The sequence below is a fragment of the Mycobacterium sp. DHQP2018-32-09 genome (assembly GCF_058148405.1).
Window position 1 is genome coordinate 20,435 of record NZ_JBYVYK010000036.1, and the last position, 16,560, is coordinate 36,994.

At 70.2% G+C, this 16,560-nt stretch carries 17 protein-coding genes; 12 read left to right on the forward strand and 5 right to left on the reverse strand.

From position 1 onward, the window contains the following. Positions 1-40 precede the first annotated feature (40 nt). Complete coding sequence (locus AC30CM_RS17865; RefSeq protein ID WP_490118240.1) at positions 41-214, reverse strand: hypothetical protein; 174 nt, start codon at positions 212-214, stop codon at positions 41-43. 168 nt (positions 215-382) lie between these two features. Between AC30CM_RS17865 and AC30CM_RS17870 the strand changes: the two genes are divergently transcribed. Continuing rightward, the gene (locus AC30CM_RS17870) at positions 383-781 is read left to right on the forward strand and encodes a VOC family protein (RefSeq protein WP_490118241.1); all 399 of its coding nucleotides are present in this window, start codon (positions 383-385) and stop codon (positions 779-781) included. A gap of 13 nt (positions 782-794) precedes the next feature. On the opposite strand, the gene AC30CM_RS17875 is transcribed toward AC30CM_RS17870, so the two are convergent. Then, positions 795-1,085: a WhiB family transcriptional regulator gene (locus AC30CM_RS17875; protein ID WP_490118242.1), complete on the reverse strand. Its 291-nt coding sequence runs from the start codon at positions 1,083-1,085 to the stop codon at positions 795-797. A 419-nt stretch (positions 1,086-1,504) separates the two neighbouring features. Here AC30CM_RS17875 and AC30CM_RS17880 point away from each other — a divergent pair, with 419 nt between their 5' ends. The 3 genes from AC30CM_RS17880 to AC30CM_RS17890 all read left to right on the forward strand — a co-directional run bounded on the left by AC30CM_RS17880 (position 1,505) and on the right by AC30CM_RS17890 (position 4,161). Further along, the gene (locus AC30CM_RS17880; protein ID WP_490118243.1) at positions 1,505-2,287 is read left to right on the forward strand and encodes a hypothetical protein; all 783 of its coding nucleotides are present in this window, start codon (positions 1,505-1,507) and stop codon (positions 2,285-2,287) included. 91 nt (positions 2,288-2,378) lie between these two features. Continuing rightward, positions 2,379-2,957 (forward strand): sigma-70 family RNA polymerase sigma factor, encoded by a 579-nt coding sequence (locus AC30CM_RS17885; RefSeq protein WP_490118277.1) that lies wholly within the window; start codon positions 2,379-2,381, stop codon positions 2,955-2,957. Next, positions 2,950-4,161 carry an anti-sigma-D factor RsdA gene (locus tag AC30CM_RS17890; protein ID WP_490118244.1) on the forward strand — a complete coding sequence of 404 codons (1,212 nt, stop codon included), beginning with the start codon at positions 2,950-2,952 and terminating at the stop codon, positions 4,159-4,161. The genes AC30CM_RS17885 and AC30CM_RS17890 overlap by 8 nt, the downstream gene beginning before the upstream one ends. A 35-nt stretch (positions 4,162-4,196) precedes the next feature. On the opposite strand, the gene AC30CM_RS17895 is transcribed toward AC30CM_RS17890, so the two are convergent. After that, complete coding sequence (locus tag AC30CM_RS17895) at positions 4,197-4,604, reverse strand: DUF5319 domain-containing protein (protein WP_490118245.1); 408 nt, start codon at positions 4,602-4,604, stop codon at positions 4,197-4,199. A gap of 168 nt (positions 4,605-4,772) precedes the next feature. On the opposite strand from AC30CM_RS17895, the gene guaB reads away from it, so the two are divergent. The 7 genes from guaB to guaA all read left to right on the forward strand — a co-directional run bounded on the left by guaB (position 4,773) and on the right by guaA (position 13,554). Continuing rightward, positions 4,773-6,314: an IMP dehydrogenase gene (gene guaB, locus AC30CM_RS17900; protein ID WP_490118246.1), complete on the forward strand. Its 1,542-nt coding sequence runs from the start codon at positions 4,773-4,775 to the stop codon at positions 6,312-6,314. Between the two features lie 22 nt (positions 6,315-6,336). After that, entirely contained in the window at positions 6,337-7,476 is a 1,140-nt protein-coding gene (locus AC30CM_RS17905) for a GuaB3 family IMP dehydrogenase-related protein (RefSeq protein ID WP_490118247.1), read from the forward strand. A gap of 82 nt (positions 7,477-7,558) precedes the next feature. Further along, positions 7,559-9,325, forward strand: coding sequence for a GMC oxidoreductase (locus tag AC30CM_RS17910; RefSeq protein ID WP_490118248.1), 1,767 nt, complete (start codon positions 7,559-7,561; stop codon positions 9,323-9,325). 131 nt (positions 9,326-9,456) lie between these two features. Then, the gene (locus tag AC30CM_RS17915; RefSeq protein WP_490118249.1) at positions 9,457-10,254 is read left to right on the forward strand and encodes a cysteine peptidase family C39 domain-containing protein; all 798 of its coding nucleotides are present in this window, start codon (positions 9,457-9,459) and stop codon (positions 10,252-10,254) included. Further along, complete coding sequence (locus AC30CM_RS17920) at positions 10,251-11,081, forward strand: hypothetical protein (RefSeq protein ID WP_490118250.1); 831 nt, start codon at positions 10,251-10,253, stop codon at positions 11,079-11,081. The genes AC30CM_RS17915 and AC30CM_RS17920 overlap by 4 nt, the downstream gene beginning before the upstream one ends. Next, on the forward strand, positions 11,078-11,929 hold the full coding sequence (locus AC30CM_RS17925) for a cysteine peptidase family C39 domain-containing protein (protein ID WP_490118251.1): 852 nt from the start codon (positions 11,078-11,080) through the stop codon (positions 11,927-11,929). The genes AC30CM_RS17920 and AC30CM_RS17925 overlap by 4 nt, the downstream gene beginning before the upstream one ends. Positions 11,930-11,985: 56 nt before the next feature. Continuing rightward, positions 11,986-13,554 (forward strand): glutamine-hydrolyzing GMP synthase, encoded by a 1,569-nt coding sequence (guaA, locus tag AC30CM_RS17930; RefSeq protein ID WP_490118252.1) that lies wholly within the window; start codon positions 11,986-11,988, stop codon positions 13,552-13,554. Between the two features lie 5 nt (positions 13,555-13,559). Here guaA and AC30CM_RS17935 read toward each other — a convergent pair whose 3' ends face one another. After that, positions 13,560-14,462, reverse strand: coding sequence for a MerR family transcriptional regulator (locus AC30CM_RS17935; RefSeq protein WP_490118253.1), 903 nt, complete (start codon positions 14,460-14,462; stop codon positions 13,560-13,562). Positions 14,463-14,668: 206 nt separating this feature from the next. Here AC30CM_RS17935 and AC30CM_RS17940 point away from each other — a divergent pair, with 206 nt between their 5' ends. Next, entirely contained in the window at positions 14,669-15,853 is a 1,185-nt protein-coding gene (locus tag AC30CM_RS17940) for an NAD(P)/FAD-dependent oxidoreductase (RefSeq protein ID WP_490118254.1), read from the forward strand. Between the two features lie 70 nt (positions 15,854-15,923). Here the strand turns inward: AC30CM_RS17940 and AC30CM_RS17945 are convergent, their stop codons facing one another. Then, a complete protein-coding gene (locus AC30CM_RS17945; RefSeq protein ID WP_490118255.1) occupies positions 15,924-16,538 on the reverse strand; it encodes an SDR family NAD(P)-dependent oxidoreductase in 615 nt (204 codons plus the stop codon). Positions 16,539-16,560 lie beyond the last annotated feature (22 nt).

A 16,560-nucleotide genomic window follows, 5' to 3' on the forward strand; every position in this document is an offset into this window, starting at 1 on the left:
CCGGTCCCATGGGCCGGGGGTGTTCTCGTCGAAGCGCCGCTCAGAACGGGACGTCGACGAAACCGTTGGTGGTGTCGACCTCGTCGTGGTTGTCCACGCTGTAGTGCGGCAGGTTCGGGGCCAGGTCGCCGGCGGCCAGGGCGGGGGCGGCAGCGCCGAGCATCCCGGCGGTGATGGCACCTGCGATCAGGGTGGCGATTCCGAACGTCCTCATGTCGATCATCTTCTTCTGCGATCGGTGCGGTCCAGGCGGTTCCTGCGGCCGTTGTGTCAGGTGTAACCCGGTGCCCGACAACGACATTTCCGCTGGCGGTGATTGACCGCCGCCTGGCCGGATCGCGCCGCTTGACCTCGACCGCGGTTGAGGTTCGACACTGTGGGCATGACACTTCCCCTCGCCCAACTCCGCATCGCCAGGCCCACCGACCGACTGCCCGAAGTCGAGGAGTTCTACGCCGGGCACCTGGGACTGCCGGTGCTCTACCGATTCGAGAACCACGCCGGCTACGACGGGGTCATGCTCGGGTTGCCCGGCGCCGAGCAGCACCTCGAGTTCACCACCCACGTCGACGGAAGTCCCTGTCCCGCACCGACGTCGGACAACCTACTGGTGCTGTACTTCCACTCCGACGCCGAGATGTTCGACGTCGTGGAACGGTTGGGCGCCCACGGCCACGAGCCCGTCGAGCCGGAGAACCCCTACTGGACGGGAGTCGGCGCGTTCACGTTCGAGGACCCGGACGGCTGGCGGGTGGTCCTGGTGCCGCGCCCGGTCTTCTGAGGGGCGACCCGGGTCAGGCCGACCGGCGGATGCCCCGCTTGAGCAGCATCTCGCGCTCGGACTCGCTCAGCCCGCCCCAGATGCCATAGGGCTCGCCGACGGCCAGCGCGTGACTGCGGCACTGCGTGATCACGGGGCAGCTGCGGCACATCTCCTTGGCGCGCATCTCGCGCTGTGCGCGGGCACGGCCACGTTCGCCGTCGGGGTGGAAGAAGACCGCGGAATCGACGCCGCGGCACACGCCGTGCATTTGCCAATCCCAGATGTCGGCGTTCGGCCCGGGCAGCTGTTGCGGCTGTGGCATTGGGTAACCCCTCTCCTACGCGCTGCGTTCGCGTGGTGCGAAGGCACGTGTCGTGACACCGAGTCCGAGTCGCCGATGACTGCTCGTGGTCACAACGTAGAAGGGCTTCCGAAATCGCGTCAATAGCCCGCACGGCTGCTCAGGGGCAGGCGGTCGACGGGGGAATTTACGTGCCGTTCATCGATGCCACCTAGCTGCAACGAGACCTATGGTGGGCCGGCGCGCCACGTCTCGGCCCCGGCGGCGTTTTCCCAGTTCGCCGGGAACGTCATCCGCGGCGCCGTCGCACGGCCGTCTCGGCGGTTGACGTCGTCGTAACACGGCCTCCATCAACTGTTAACCGATGTTGCGTTGGCAACATCGGCGGTCGCGGCGGGCCGTCCGAGGTCGGTGGCCGCCGCCGTTGGTAGCGTCGCCGCGTGAACGACGAGGCGTCCGAGCTGGCGCGCGCGGCGTTCGGCGATCAGCCGGGCCGCTGGCCGCTGCCCACGCCCGTCACCGCGCAGCAGGCCTGGCACCGTGCCGTCGCGGCGGGCGGGCAGGGCCGCTACGCCACGGCGCTCACCGATCTGGACGGCCTTGCCGGCACCCCGCTGGCCTCGCTCGCCTTGAGCACGCGCGCGTCGTTCCTGCGGCAACTCGGCGGGCATGCGGTGGCGCGCGGATTCGACGGCAGGGCCCTGGCGCTCGCCGGGCCCCTCACCGAAGGCCGTGCCGACGCCCGTGCCGACGCGCTGACCGGCCTGGCCGCCGACGCGCTGGGCGTCGGCCGGTTCGCGCTGTCCGCGCGCCTGCTGCAGCGCGTCGACCTGGCAAGCGCCGCGCCGCGCTGCGCGGTCCGCCACGCCTGGGTCCGCGCGGAGTTGGACATGGCCACCGGTGACGGTGCCGGCGCCGTCGGACACGCCCGGCGCGCCGTCGAACTGGCGGACGGCCTGGGCTCGACGCGACACGCCGTGAAGTCTCAGGTGGTGCTGGCCGCGGCCCACTGCTGCGAAGGGCGCATCGACACCGCCAGGGTGGTCGCCGACGCCGCCTTCGACACCGCCCGCGACCTGGGAATGCTGCCGTTGAGCTGGGCGTTGGCATGTCTGCTCGGCGACGTCGGCAGCGACGTGCACCCGCCGGCCGACGTCGTGGCGTGGCGGGAGCGTGCCGCCGCCACCATCACGACGCGCGGCGGGGCGTGGGCGGTCCGCTGATTCGGGGGTCGGCGGACGGATCATTAGTCTTTATCCGACACATCTGCTGGGGAACGCCACCCCATCCGTAACGCTGGAGATACTGCCCACGATGACAATTTCGGGAGACGGTCTCGATGCTGTCGTTGCCGACGCAGTCACAGGCGATCGAGACGCACTCCGGAAGGTGCTGGAGGTCATCCGCCCGCTCGTCGTCCGGTATTGCCGGGCGAGGATCGGAACCGCGGATCGCAGTGGACTTTCAGCTGACGACGTGGCTCAGGAGGTGTGCTTGGCCGCCATCACGGCGCTGCCGCGCTACAAGGATCAGGGACGACCGTTCCTGGCCTTCGTCTACGGCATCGCCGCACACAAGGTTGCCGACGCCCATCGTGCCGCCGGGCGCAACAAGAGCGACGCAACCGACACCCTGCCCGACCGCGCCTCCGGGGCGGCGGGTCCAGAACAGCTTGCCATCGACGCCGAATCCGCGGCGCGCATGAAGAAGCTGCTGCAGATCCTGCCCGAGAAGCAGCGCGAGATCATCATCCTGCGCGTCGTGGTCGGCATGAGTGCCGAGGAGACCGCTGAAGCCGTGGGCAGCACCCCGGGCGCCGTTCGCGTCGCCCAACACCGAGCGTTGGCCAAGTTGAAGGCCGAGGTCGTCGCGACGGGTCCCGATCATGGCTGATCAAGGTCGCTGGAACGCGGGCGGAGACCCGACGCTCAACGAGATCAACCGCGCCGACCGGTTCATCGAGGCGCTGAGCACCAAGCAGCCGGTGTACTCCACCGATCCGGGCGAGGCCGAGCTGGCCTACCTGTTCGCCGACTGGCGCGACGGTGTCCGCGAGAGCCCCTCATCGGTGATGCTCACCGAGCAGGACGTCCTGGCCGCGCTGGAGGCGGGCAGGCCCCGCAGGGCCAACCGGCTGTCGCTGGCCGTCGTCGGCTCCGCCGCTGCCGCGGTGCTGTGCCTGGGCGGCTTCGGTGCGGCCGTGTACGCGGCCGGCCCGGGCGATGCGCTCTACGGCCTGCACACCATGGTGTTCGGTGGTGGCAATGGGCAGACCACGCGCACCGATCCCGTGGCGCTGGCGGCCCAGCAGGAGCTCGCGCAGGTGCAGCAACTGGTCGACCAGGGGCAGTGGCAGCAGGCGCAGGACAAGCTCGTCGCGCTGTCCGACACGGTGCAGAACGTCGAAGCCGTCGAACAGCAGCACGATCTCATCCAGCAGTGGAATGCGCTGAGCTACAAGGTGGTCGAGCAGGATCCGGCGGCGACGCTGCCGCCGCCCGGCGCACCGTTGCCGGAGCTGCCCGCATCGCCGCTGACGCTGCTGCCGGTGCCCGAGTTGCCTGCGACCACGCAGGCGTCGGACACGAGCACCTCGGCGACCGACACCACGTCGGTGTCGACGTCGGCCTCCACGTCGGCCTCCACGTCGCCCTCGACGTCCCCCACGGACCCCACGACCACCGCCCCGTCCGAGACCAGCGGTTCGGCCACGCCCACCACGAACTCGCCCACCACGAACTCGCCCACCACGACCTCACCGGTGGAGGCCACCTCCACCGGGTCCTCGAACGCGCCGACGAGCACGCCGACCACCAGTGCCCCCGCGACGACGGCTGCGCCGTCGACCACCTCGGCGCCGACGACCGCACCGTCGACCAGCGTGGCTGCGACGACCACCGTGCCGCCGACCACCGTGCCACCGACCACGGCTGCGCCGACGACCACGCTCGCCACCGTGGCGCCGACGACCACCGCACCAGCGGCGGCGCCCAGCACCACGGCACCGGCTCAGCAGACCCAGCAGGCACCCGCCCGCACGCAGCAGGAAGCCCCGGTCACGACGACGACGGTCGTCGCCCCGGGTGGAGCGCGGTGAAGAGGGCGGTGAAGCGGGGGCGGCGGGTTACGCCGTCAGCGATATCCGTCCGACTCCGATGAGGTGGCCTCGTTCAGCGAGGCGTCGGCGTAGCCGCGGCAGTAATCCCACGTGACGTAGGCGTCGGGCTCGGGATCGTAGGCCGGCTCGTGCGGTCGGACGGTGCCGTCGACCAGCAGCTGCAGCAGGTTCGCGCGCAGCATGTCCCAGTCGTGGTAGTGGTCCTGCTGGCATTCGTCGCAGCAGACGACGAGGCCGCGGATGCCCTTGTGCGCCAGCAGGGATTCGTACACGGCGAGATCGGCCAGATCGGCCTCGACGGCGATGCGTTCTTGCGGGTCCAGTGGCTGACCGGGTTCGATGGCGTCCAGTGCCGCCGACGGATCGCACGGGTCGTCGGCGAACGGATCGGGAGGCAAACCCGGCGGCAGATGGTCACGCACGGTTCCACAGTACGCAAGCGCGCGGGTCTCACGCCAGCCGTACCCGTGCCGAAATCCGCGCGTGCGGGCGGGCGTGAAGCCGATCACGGCGCCCCGTCCCGATAGGATGGCCACTCAAGACTTTCCTCGTCTTGCAACCACGTCTCGCGCCTTTCGGGAGGCCACCCCATGTCGATCGCTGAAAGCAGCCTTCCCATCGCCGTTCCGGTGCCCACCGGCGGTGACGACCCCACCAAGGTCGCGATGCTCGGGCTCACGTTCGACGACGTGTTGCTGCTGCCCGCCGCCTCCGACGTCGTGCCCGCCAACGCGGACACCTCCAGCCAGTTGACGCGCAAGATCCGGTTGCGCGTGCCGCTGGTGAGTTCGGCCATGGACACCGTGACCGAGGCGCGCATGGCCATCTCGATGGCGCGCGCCGGCGGCATGGGCGTGCTGCATCGCAACCTGCCGGTGGCCGAGCAGGCGGCCCAGGTGGAGACGGTCAAGCGGTCGGAGGCCGGCATGGTCACCAACCCCGTGACGTGCTCGCCGGACAACACGCTCGCCGAGGTCGACGCGATGTGCGCCCGGTTCCGCATCTCCGGGCTCCCGGTGGTCGACGGCCGCGGCGCCCTGGTCGGCATCATCACCAACCGCGACATGCGCTTCGAAGTCGACATGAACAAGCCGGTCGCCGAGGTCATGACCAAGTCGCCGTTGGTCACCGCGCAGGAGGGCGTCTCCGCCGAGGCGGCGCTGGGTCTGCTGCGCAGGCACAAGATCGAGAAGCTGCCGATCGTCGACGGCAACGGCAAGCTCACCGGTCTCATCACCGTCAAGGACTTCGTCAAGACCGAACAGTTCCCGCTGGCCACCAAGGACAGCGACGGCCGACTGCTCGTCGGTGCCGCGGTCGGCGTCGGCGACGATTCCCGCGAGCGCGCCATGACCCTGGTCGACGCCGGGGTCGACGTGCTGATCGTCGACACCGCGCACGCCCACAACCGCGGCGTGCTGGACATGGTGTCGTGGGTCAAGGGCATGGTCGGCGGGCGCGTCGAGGTGGTCGGCGGCAACGTCGCCACCCGCGCCGCCGCCGCCGCGCTCGTCGACGCGGGTGCCGACGCCGTCAAGGTGGGTGTCGGTCCCGGCTCGATCTGCACCACCCGCGTCGTCGCCGGCGTGGGCGCGCCGCAGATCACCGCGATCCTCGAGGCCGTGGCGGCGTGCGCGCCGCGCGGCGTGCCGGTGATCGCCGACGGCGGACTGCAGTACTCGGGTGACATCGCCAAGGCCTTGGCCGCGGGCGCGTCGACGGCCATGCTGGGATCGCTGCTGGCGGGCACCGCCGAGGCGCCGGGCGACCTGGTCTTCGTCAACGGCAAGCAGTTCAAGAGCTACCGCGGCATGGGTTCGCTGGGCGCCATGCAGAACCGGGGTTCGCAGAAGAGTTTCTCCAAGGACCGGTACTTCCAGGACGACGTGCTCAGCGAGGACAAGCTGGTGCCCGAGGGCATCGAGGGACGGGTGCCGTTCCGGGGCCCGCTGGCCACCGTGGTCCATCAGCTCACCGGCGGGTTGCGGGCCGCCATGGGTTACACCGGTTCGGCGACCATCGAGCAGCTGCAGCAGGCCCAGTTCGTGCAGATCACCGCGGCGGGACTGAAGGAGAGTCACCCGCACGACATCACGATGACGGTCGAAGCTCCCAACTACTACGCCCGCTAGGGGTCCCACGGTCATGCGCGACATGGTTGAAATCGGCATGGGCAGAACCGCCCGCCGCACCTACGAACTCGACGACGTCAACATCGTCCCGTCCCGCCGCACCCGGTCGTCGCAGGACGTCTCGACGGCCTGGCAGCTCGACGCGTACCGGTTCGAGATCCCGGTGGTGGCGCATCCCACGGACGCGCTGGTGTCGCCGGAGTTCGCCATCGAGATGGGCCGGCTCGGCGGTCTCGGCGTGCTCAACGGCGAGGGCCTGATCGGCAGGCACGCCGACGTCGAGGCCAAGGTGGCGCAGGTGCTCGAGGCCGCTGACAAGGACCCCGATCCGTCGACCGCCACCCGGCTGCTGCAGCAGTTGCACGCCGCACCGCTGGATCCGGAGCTGCTCGGCGCCGCCGTCGCCCGCATCCGGGAGGCCGGGGTCACCACCGCCGTGCGCGTCAGCCCGCAGAACGCCGCGGCGCTCACGCCGTCGCTGGTCGCCGCGGGCATCGACCTGCTGGTCATCCAGGGCACCATCATCTCGGCCGAGCGCGTGGTCAAGGGCCACGACGGCGTGGGCGAACCCCTCAACCTCAAGACGTTCATCTCGGAGCTGGACGTGCCCGTGGTGGCGGGCGGCGTGCTCGACCATCGCACGGCGCTGCACCTCATGCGCACGGGCGCGGCGGGCGTCATCGTCGGATACGGGTCCACGGCGGGCGTCACGACCAGCGACGCGGTGCTGGGCATCGACGTGCCGATGGCCACCGCCATCGCCGACGCCGCGGCCGCCCGCAGGGAGTATCTCGACGAGACCGGTGGCCGCTACGTGCACGTGCTGGCCGACGGCGACATCTACACCTCCGGCGACCTGGCCAAGGCCATCGCGTGCGGCGCCGACGCCGTGGTGCTCGGCACGCCGTTGACGCTGGCCGCCGAGGCGCTCGGCGAGGGCTGGTACTGGCCCAGCGCCGCCGCGCACCCGTCGTTGCCGCGCGGTGCGCTGATGCAGGTGGCGGTGGGGGAGCGACCGTCGTTGCAGCAGGTGCTCACCGGCCCGTCCGACGACCCGTTCGGTGGCCTGAACCTGGTGGGCGGGCTGCGGCGGGCCATGGCCAAGGCTGGATACTGCGATCTCAAGGAGTTCCAGAAGGTCGGTCTCACCGTCGGCAGTTGACGTGTGACGGATCGCGGACGTTCTTTACAAGTTAGGGTCTCCTGTCTAGCTTGTTACCGGTCGGTAAGGTCATACTGGGAGTATGCGACCGGATCACTCGAACACTGACTCGTCGGACGTCGACTACGACGTCCTGATCATCGGCTCGGGTTTTGGCGGCAGTGTCAGCGCGCTGCGGCTCACCGAGAAGGGCTATCGCGTCGGCGTGCTGGAAGCGGGTCGGCGCTTCGCCGACCCCGAGTTCGCCAAGACGTCGTGGAACCTGCGGAAGTTCCTGTGGGCGCCGCAGTTCGGCATGTACGGCATCCAGCGCATCCATCTGCTGCGCAACGTGATGATCCTGGCCGGTGCGGGCGTCGGTGGCGGTTCGTTGAACTACGCCAACACGCTCTACGTGCCGGGGGACCCGTTCTTCAACGACCCGCAGTGGCGGGACATCACCGACTGGCGTTCGGAGCTGCTGCCGCACTACGAGCAGGCGAAGAAGATGCTGGGCGTCGTCACCAACCCCACCTTCACCGATGCCGACCGCATCATGAAGGAGGTCGCCGACGACATGGGCATCGGCGACACCTTCGTGCCCACCCCGGTCGGCGTCTTCTTCGGCAAGGACGGCGAGAAGACGCCGGGCAAGCGCGTGGAGGACCCGTACTTCGGCGGTGTCGGGCCGGCGCGCACCGGCTGCATCGAATGTGGTTCGTGCATGACCGGGTGCCGTTACGGCGCCAAGAACACGCTGGTGAAGAACTACCTCGGCCTCGCGGAGACGGCGGGCGCCACGGTGCATCCGCTCACCATGGTCAAGAGCTTCGAGCAGCGGGCCGACGGCATCTGGGAGGTGCACACCGCGCGTACCGGCGGCAAGTTGCGCCGTCGTCGCAAGACGTTCACCGCCCGCCACGTCATCCTGGCGGCGGGCACCTACGGCACGCAGAAGCTGCTGTTCAAGATGCGCGACACGGGCAGGCTGCCGCAGCTGTCGGACCGGCTGGGCCTGCTGACGCGCACGAACTCGGAATCGATCGTCGGTGCGGGCCGGCTGCAGGTGTCCGACGACCTGGACCTCACCCACGGCGTCGCCATCACCTCGTCGATCCACCCCACCAGCGACACCCACGTCGAACCGTGCCGGTACGGCAAGGGGTCCAACGCCATGGGACTGCTGCAGACGCTCATGACCGACGGCACGGGTCCCGGTGGCAGCGACGTGCCGCGCTGGAAGCAGTTGCTGCACAACGCCGGTGAGGACCCGAAGGGGACGCTGCGGTTGCTCAACCCGCGGCGCTGGAGCGAGCGCACCATGATCGCGCTCGTCATGCAGAACTTGGACAACTCGATCACCACGTTCACGCGCAAGACCAAGTTCGGGTTCCGCATGCTCGACAGCAAGCAGGGCCACGGCGAACCCAACCCGTCGTGGATTCCGGCGGGCAACGAGGTCACGCGGCGGATCGCCAAGAAGATCGACGGCGTCGCGGGCGGCACGTGGGGCGAGCTGTTCAACATCCCGTTGACGGCGCACTTCCTGGGCGGCGCGGCCATCGGCGACAGCCCGGAGCACGGCGTCATCGATCCCTACCACCGCGTGTACGGCTACCCGACGCTGTCGGTCGTCGACGGTGCGGCGATCTCGGCGAACCTCGGCGTGAACCCGTCGCTGTCGATCACCGCGCAGGCCGAGCGCGCCGCGGCGCTGTGGCCGAACAAGGGCGAACAGGACCAGCGCCCGGGGCAGGGCGAACCCTACCGCCGCCTGGCCCCGGTGGAGCCCGTGCGTCCGGTGGTGCCCGCCGAGGCCCCCGCAGCCCTGCGCAGGCTGCCCATCGAACCGGTGAAGTCCGCCGGCTGAGTCACCTCGCTGACGGGCGACGACCGCATCGAGCAAACGGTCGCCGCCCGTCAACGCATGTGTTAATTTCCTCTCGAAGTTGATCTTGCAATCATCGGGGGGATGAGCCCATGGCTCCGAGACGGTCTGCGATGTCCGCGTTCGCTGCGGCCGCCGTGGTCGTGCTGGCCGTGGGCTGCGCCCACGGTGAGTCGGCGCCGGCGAAACCCGAGGCCGCCGCCGCTGCGTCGACCGCGGCGCCCGCCGTCACGTCCGGCGGCGGGTGCCAGGACCACGTCGACGCCGCACTGCGCTCGCACCGGCCGAAGCAGGCGCCGCCCGCCGAGGACGTCGAGGTCCCGGGTGGGCCCGTGTACGGCGATCCGGAGGCGGCCAGTCGCTTCTGGCAACCACAGTCCCAGCAGGACTGCGGCTTGATGGCCACGCGCCTGGTCGTCGGCGAGGTCACGGGCGATCCGCCGTCGGAGGCGGACATGATCGCGCTGGCCACCAAGACCCCCAGCAGGTGCTCGCCCGGCGAGATGATCTACAACGAGGTCTACGAGGACGGCTCGGACACCCCCGGGGACGGCACGTGCACCAACGACCTGCCGATCCTGCTGCAGCACTTCGGTATCCAGTCGCAGTACTCCAGCGACGAGGCCGCCGCCTCCGGTGGGCCGAAGACGGGCATGACCGCGCTCAAGGAGTACCTCGCCGGCGGCAGGCAGGTCATCGCCTGCGTGGCGTCGGCCACCATCTGGGACGGCAAGACCGATCCCGACGGCTGTTCGCATCTGGTGACGGTCGCCGCCATCGACACCGACACCGAGGTCGCCTATCTGGGTGACAGCGGCGGTGACGACACCCAGGGCGAGCAGGTGCCGCTGGACACGTTCGAAACCGCCTGGGCGGCAGGCGGTCACGAGATGGTCGTCACGGCGCCGTGACCGGCATCCGCGCATCGCTGGCGGCGGCGCTGTGCGTGTGGTGCGCAGCGTGCGGGCAGGGCGGCCAGGCGCCGTCCGCGGACTCGCCGGTCGCCGTCGCCCAGCCCAACCTGGTGTGCGGGCCCACGACCGACCCGGGCGGGCCCGACCGAGTCGATGGGGCCGATCCGGCCGAGGCGCCCGAGGCCGCGGGTCTGGACGACGGCGGGCTGAACGCCGAACCCATGCCGAAGGGCCCCGTCTACGGCGATCCCGACGCGGCAGACCGCTACTGGCAGGCCCAGTCGCAGATGGACTGCGGGCTGATGGCGTCGCGCATCGTCGTCGGCGAGGTCACGGGCAACCCGCCGTCCGAGGAGGACGTCATCGGCGTGGCGAAGTCGATTCCCAGCGGGTGCTATCCCGGCTACGACGTCTACGACGACGCCGTCAACCCGGCCACGGGTGACCGGGGCGCCGGATCGTGCGGTGCCGACATGCCACTCGTGCTCGAACACTACGGCGTCAAGGCGATCCACACCGACGACACCAAGATGTTCGACGGCGGCGCCGAGACCGGACTCGTCGCGTTGCAGAAGTACCTGGGCAACGGCCACCCCGTGATGGCCTGCGTCAACTCGACGATCCTGCGGGGCGACGAGGCCGACGGCGGCGACACCTCCTACTGCGATCACATGCTCACCGTCGCGGCCATCGACACCACCGACGACCGGGTGTTCGTGGGGGACACGGCAGGAGAAGCCACGCGCAACGAGACGCCGTCGGTGGCGACGTTCGAGAAGGCCTGGGCGACGGGCAATCACGAGATGGTGGTGGCATTCCGATGAGACTCCTGCGATCCGTCGTGACGTGCCTGCTGGCGCTGCTCGTCGCGCTGTGCGTCGGTTGCAGCGCGTCGACCGACGCCGCGCAGGCGCCCGCCAAGGCCGGCAAGACGCCGAACTGGGCGTGCGGGTCCGGTCAAACGGACACGCCCGCGACCGATCCCGACGGTCCCGACGAGTCCGACGAGTCCGACGGCGCATCCGACTCGCAGGACGCCCCGCCACCCCCGGACCCGGTCACCGACGAACTCAACGCCGAGCCCATGCCCGCTGGGCCGATGTTCGGCGACCCCGACGCCGCCGATCGCTACTGGCAGGCGCAATCGCAGGGAGACTGTGGGCTCATGGCCTCGCGGCTGATCATCGGTGAGGTCACCGGGGCCGCGCCGTCGGAAGAGGAGATCATCGCCCAGGCGAAGTCCACGCCGTCGGAGTGTCACCCCGGAGCGAACGTCTACGACGATGCCGTGCAGGAGGACGGCTCCGTCGGTTCCGGGACCTGCACCTACGACCTGCCGTTGGTGCTCAAGCACTGGGACGTGAACGCGAAGGTCACCGACGACGACCAGGCCAAGGACGGTGGCCCGCAGACCGGCATGGACGCGCTCAAGCGCTACCTCGGCAACGGCCATCAGATCATGGCCAGCGTGAACTCCGAGATCATTTGGGACATGGACGGCGACAAGAGTCATGCCGACCACATGGTCACGATCGCGGCGGTCGACGCCGGCGGCGGTCTGGTCTACCTGGGCGACACCGGCGGTGACGACACCGAGCGCGAGCAGGTGCCCGTCGACAAGTTCGAGACGGCATGGGCCGCGGGCGGCCACGAGCTGGTCATCATCTACTGACGCGTCGACGGGACGCGTCGTGGGACCGCTCGCGGGCCCGCCACTAGACTCGACCCGTGGAATCGCAGTCTTCTCCCTCCCGGCGCCCGGTTCTCGTGGTCGACTTCGGCGCGCAGTACGCGCAGCTGATCGCGCGCCGCGTCCGCGAGGCGCGGGTGTTCTCCGAGGTGATCCCGCACACCGCGACGGTGGAGGAGATCAAGGCCAAGGATCCCCGCGCCATCGTGCTCTCCGGCGGACCGTCGAGCGTCTACGCCGAGGGAGCGCCCCGCCTCGACCCGGCGGTGTTTGACCTCGACGTGCCGGTGTTCGGCATCTGCTACGGCTTCCAGGCCATGGCCCAAGCGCTCGGCGGCACCGTGGAGCACACCGGCACCAGCGAGTACGGCCGCACCGAACTCACCGTGACGGGCGGTGACCTGCACTCCGACCTGCCCGACACGCAGCCGGTGTGGATGAGCCACGGCGACGCCGTCACGGCCGCGCCCTCCGGGTTCGACGTCGTCGCGTCCAGCGCGGGCGCGCCCGTGGCGGCGTTCGAGAACCGGGCCCGCAAGCTGGCAGGCGTGCAGTACCACCCCGAGGTCATGCACAGCCCCCACGGGCAGCAGATCCTCAGCCGCTTCCTGCACGAGTTCGCCGAGATCGGCGCCGACTGGACGCCCGCCAACATCGCCGAGACACTCGTCGCGGCGGTGCGGGAGCAGATCGGTGACGGCCGCGCGATCTGCGGGCTGTCCGGTGGCGTCGACTCCGCCGTCGCGGCGGCGCTGGTGCAGCGCGCCATCGGCGATCGGTTGACGTGCGTGTTCGTCGACCACGGCCTGCTGCGGGCGGGGGAGCGCGGCCAGGTGGAGCGGGACTTCGTCGCCGCGACGGGGGCTCGCCTCGTCACCGTCGACGTCGCCGACCGCTTCCTGGAGGCCCTGTCGGGTGTCACCAACCCCGAGGGCAAGCGCAAGATCATCGGGCGCGAGTTCATCCGTGCGTTCGAGGGGGCCGTGCGCGACCTGGTCGAGGGCGGCGGCCCCGACGTCGACTTCCTGGTGCAGGGCACGCTGTACCCCGACGTGGTGGAATCCGGCGGGGGCTCCGGCACGGCCAACATCAAGAGTCACCACAACGTCGGCGGATTGCCCGACGACCTGGCGTTCACCCTCGTCGAACCGCTGCGCCTCCTGTTCAAGGACGAGGTGCGTGCCGTCGGTCGCGAACTCGGCCTACCGGAGGAGATCGTTGCGCGCCAACCCTTCCCGGGTCCCGGCCTGGGCATCCGCATCGTCGGCGAGGTCACTGCGGAGCGTTTGGACACGCTGCGCCGAGCCGACGCCATCGCCAGGGAGGAGTTGACCGCAGCGGGTCTCGACGGCCAGATCTGGCAGTGCCCGGTGGTGCTGCTGGCCGACGTGCGCTCGGTCGGCGTCCAGGGTGACGGCCGCACGTACGGTCATCCGATCGTGCTGCGCCCGGTGTCCAGCGAGGACGCCATGACCGCGGACTGGACCCGCGTGCCCTACGAGGTGCTGGAACGCATTTCGACGCGGATCACCAACGAGGTGCCCGAGGTGAACCGCGTGGTGCTCGACGTCACCAGCAAGCCGCCCGGCACCATCGAGTGGGAGTAGCCTGCTCACTGCGCTTCGCGGGCGATGATGTCGCCGAGGATCTCGCCGACGGCGGACTCGATGGTCGACTCGATGGAGAAGGCCAGGGTGGCCGTCACCGCGGACACCGCCTGGGTGCGGAAGCGCACCAGCATCGTGATCAGTTCGGCCACTTCGGTATCCGGCGGCAGCGCCGCGCCGGGGTTGATGCGATCGAGGACGTGTTCGACGCCGGCGGCCACCAGCAGAGCGCTGATCTGATCGACCAGCGGCGCGATCTGCTCGTGCAGGTCGACGAGCTTGTCGGCGGCGACGCCGTACTGCCGGATCTCGTTGAACGCCTCGATCAGCTTGGGGCGCACGATGATCGCCTCGGGACCGCCGTCGGTGTCCTCGAGCTTGATGACGCCGAGACCCACCATGCGCTCGAACGCGGCGTCGTCGTCGACGAGGCGTTTGGCCTCGGACAGGCCGGTGCGTTCCGGCTTCTCGGTGGCCCAGCTGCCGGCGATCGCCGATTCCAGGCCGAGCAGCTCGCCGACGCCCTTGCCCTGTTCCCAGGCCGAGAGCATCTCGTGGACGTGGGCGATGGTGTACCCGCGGTCCAGCAGCGAGGTGATGAGCCGTAGTCGGGTGAGGTGCGTGTCGTTGAACAGCGCGATGCGCCCCACGCGCAGCGGCGGGTGCAACAGCCCACGATCACGGTAGACGCGGATGTTGCGGGTGGTGGTGCCGCCCAGCCGGGCGAGTTCCTCGATGCGGTACTCGCCGGACTGCACCGCGCCGTGCGGCTGGACGGCGGCGTCGAAGAGCTGGGAGACCGCCGTCTCGACGACGTCGCGGGAGCCGCGCCGGATCTGCGCGGGGGCGCGGCGCAGACCGGCCAGGATCGATGAGATCGCGCCCGTCGGTTGCGGCCGGGCCGCCATGTCAGGCCGCTCGCACGGGCGCCTCGTCGTCGCCCGCTCGGTTCCGTCGCATCCGTCGACGATACTGCGTCGCGGATCGGCGCGGACGCTCGCCGCCGACTACGGGTTTTCCGTGGTCCCCGCGGGCTCGCGGGCTGGCAGTGTCGGGTACGACAGCCAATCGCGACGGACTCGAGGTCGCGTCGACAGTTCATGGGAGGCAGGAAATGTCCGTTCACACGCACGTCGTCGTCGTCGGTGGTGGCTATGCCGGAGTGCTGGCGGCAAACCGGCTGCGGCAGCGTCCCGACGTCGCCGTCACGTTGATCAATCCCCGCCCGCAATTCGTGGAACGGATCCGCCTGCATCAGCTGGTGGCAGGCAATCACGACGCCACGGTGGCCTACGAAACGTTGCTGGCCGCAGGCGTCGAGCTGGTCGTCGACTCCGTGGAACACGTCGACGCCCGGGCACGTCGACTGCTGCTGGCCTCCGGCGCGGCGATGGGCTACGACTTCCTGGTCTACGCCGTCGGCAGCACGGGATCGGTACCGGCCTCCGTGCCGGGTGCTCGCGAATTCGCCTACGCCATTTCGGAGTTGGAGGCTGCGCAGCGCTTGGCGGCGCGGCTGGGCGACGTCCCGACGTCCGCGCCGATGGTGGTGGTCGGCGGCGGTCTCACGGGTATCGAGGCGGCAGCGGAGTTCGCCGAGGCGGGCCGCAAGGTCACCCTGGTGACCGACGTGTTGGGTCCGTCGTTGGCCAAGGGGGGCCGCCGTTCGGTGTCGCGGCGATTGGCCGCGCTGGGGGTCGACGTGGTCGAGGGCGCCCGGGTCGCCGAGGTGTCGCGGGATGCGGTCACCTTGGCCGATGGTCGGCGACTGGCCAGCGCGGCGACGGTGTGGACGGCAGGGTTCGGCGTGCCGGGGCTGGCTGCCGACAGCGGCCTGTCGGTGGATGCGATGGGTCGGCTGCTCACCGACGAGACGTTGACCTCCATCGACGATCCGTCGATCGTCGCCGCCGGCGATGCCGCGTCGCCGTCGGGGATGCCGTTGCGCATGAGTTGCCAGCTGGCGATGCCGTTGGCCTCCCGGGCCGCCGACACGATCTTGGCGCGGTTGGAGGATCGGACACCCGCCGACATCAACCCGGCGTCGGTGGGCCAGTGCATCAGTCTCGGTCGCCGGGGCGGCACGATTCAGATGTCCCACTTCGACGACGTGCCCATGCCGATGCACCTCGGCGGCAGGCTCGCCGCCACGATCAAGGAAACCGTGTGCAAGGGAACGGTGTCGTCGCTGAAGAAGGAGGCGCGCAAGCCCGGCAGCTATTCCTGGATCGACGGTGGTGACCGCAAGGGGCGGTTGGCCGCGCGGGCAGGCGCCGGCGACCCGTCGGCGACGGTCTGACCGCGCCGCCCCCGTACGGGCCGAGGATTGGTCCCGGCCCGTACGGATCCCGCCTCGGCCCCGTACGGGATCAGGCGGAATGTGCTGTCACCACACGGTATACGGCGTCGGCAAGCTCGTCGGCACGGTCGTCGGCAGGGTCGGGGGAGATCGCCAGTGCCTCGACCCGGATGCCGTACGGCCCGAACTCGCGGGCCCACGTCCGGGTGAGCGACATCAGGGCGGCGTCGACGGCGTCGCCGATGGATCGGTCCGGCGAGGGCATCTCGGGCGTCGCGCCGACGATGGTGACGATGGCGCCGCCGCCCTGCCGGATCATGCAGGCGGCGACGGCGCCGACCAGGAAGTAGGGGGCGCGCACGTTGACGTCGAACGCGGTGTCGAAGTCCGGTCCTTCGGCGTCGACGGTCGGTGTGGCGGGCATGGGCGCCGGGACGTTGATCAAGACGTCGATGGTGGTCTGCCTGGCGAGGTAGTCGACGGCGTCCAAGTCGGTGGCGTCGAGGCCGATGAACCGGGTGCCGCCGCCGATCTCCGAGGCGAGGATCGTGCCGCGCGGGCCGTCGACGTCGGAGATGATGACGTGGGCACCGGCGTCGGCGAGCCTGCGTGTGATGGCCGCGCCCAGCGCGGTCGTCCCCGAGGTCACCAGGGCGTGCTTGCCGCGCAGTGGCGATGCGCGCATGGGGGCTCCTCCGTTTGCGATG

Excerpts from the sequence above, each read along its gene's own strand:
- AC30CM_RS17890 (WP_490118244.1), top strand. The coding sequence starts at position 2,950 with ATGGCTGATCAAGGTCGCTGGAACGCGGGCGGAGACCCGACGCTCAAC.
- AC30CM_RS17945 (WP_490118255.1), bottom strand. The coding sequence starts at position 16,538 with ATGCGCGCATCGCCACTGCGCGGCAAGCACGCCCTGGTGACCTCGGGG.
- AC30CM_RS17865 (WP_490118240.1), bottom strand. The coding sequence starts at position 214 with ATGAGGACGTTCGGAATCGCCACCCTGATCGCAGGTGCCATCACCGCC.
- AC30CM_RS17905 (WP_490118247.1), top strand. The coding sequence starts at position 6,337 with ATGGTTGAAATCGGCATGGGCAGAACCGCCCGCCGCACCTACGAACTC.
- AC30CM_RS17885 (WP_490118277.1), top strand. The coding sequence starts at position 2,379 with ATGACAATTTCGGGAGACGGTCTCGATGCTGTCGTTGCCGACGCAGTC.
- AC30CM_RS17910 (WP_490118248.1), top strand. The coding sequence starts at position 7,559 with ATGCGACCGGATCACTCGAACACTGACTCGTCGGACGTCGACTACGAC.
- AC30CM_RS17940 (WP_490118254.1), top strand. The coding sequence starts at position 14,669 with ATGTCCGTTCACACGCACGTCGTCGTCGTCGGTGGTGGCTATGCCGGA.
- AC30CM_RS17925 (WP_490118251.1), top strand. The coding sequence starts at position 11,078 with ATGAGACTCCTGCGATCCGTCGTGACGTGCCTGCTGGCGCTGCTCGTC.
- guaB (WP_490118246.1), top strand. The coding sequence starts at position 4,773 with ATGTCGATCGCTGAAAGCAGCCTTCCCATCGCCGTTCCGGTGCCCACC.
- AC30CM_RS17915 (WP_490118249.1), top strand. The coding sequence starts at position 9,457 with ATGTCCGCGTTCGCTGCGGCCGCCGTGGTCGTGCTGGCCGTGGGCTGC.
- AC30CM_RS17935 (WP_490118253.1), bottom strand. The coding sequence starts at position 14,462 with ATGGCGGCCCGGCCGCAACCGACGGGCGCGATCTCATCGATCCTGGCC.
- AC30CM_RS17870 (WP_490118241.1), top strand. The coding sequence starts at position 383 with ATGACACTTCCCCTCGCCCAACTCCGCATCGCCAGGCCCACCGACCGA.
- AC30CM_RS17875 (WP_490118242.1), bottom strand. The coding sequence starts at position 1,085 with ATGCCACAGCCGCAACAGCTGCCCGGGCCGAACGCCGACATCTGGGAT.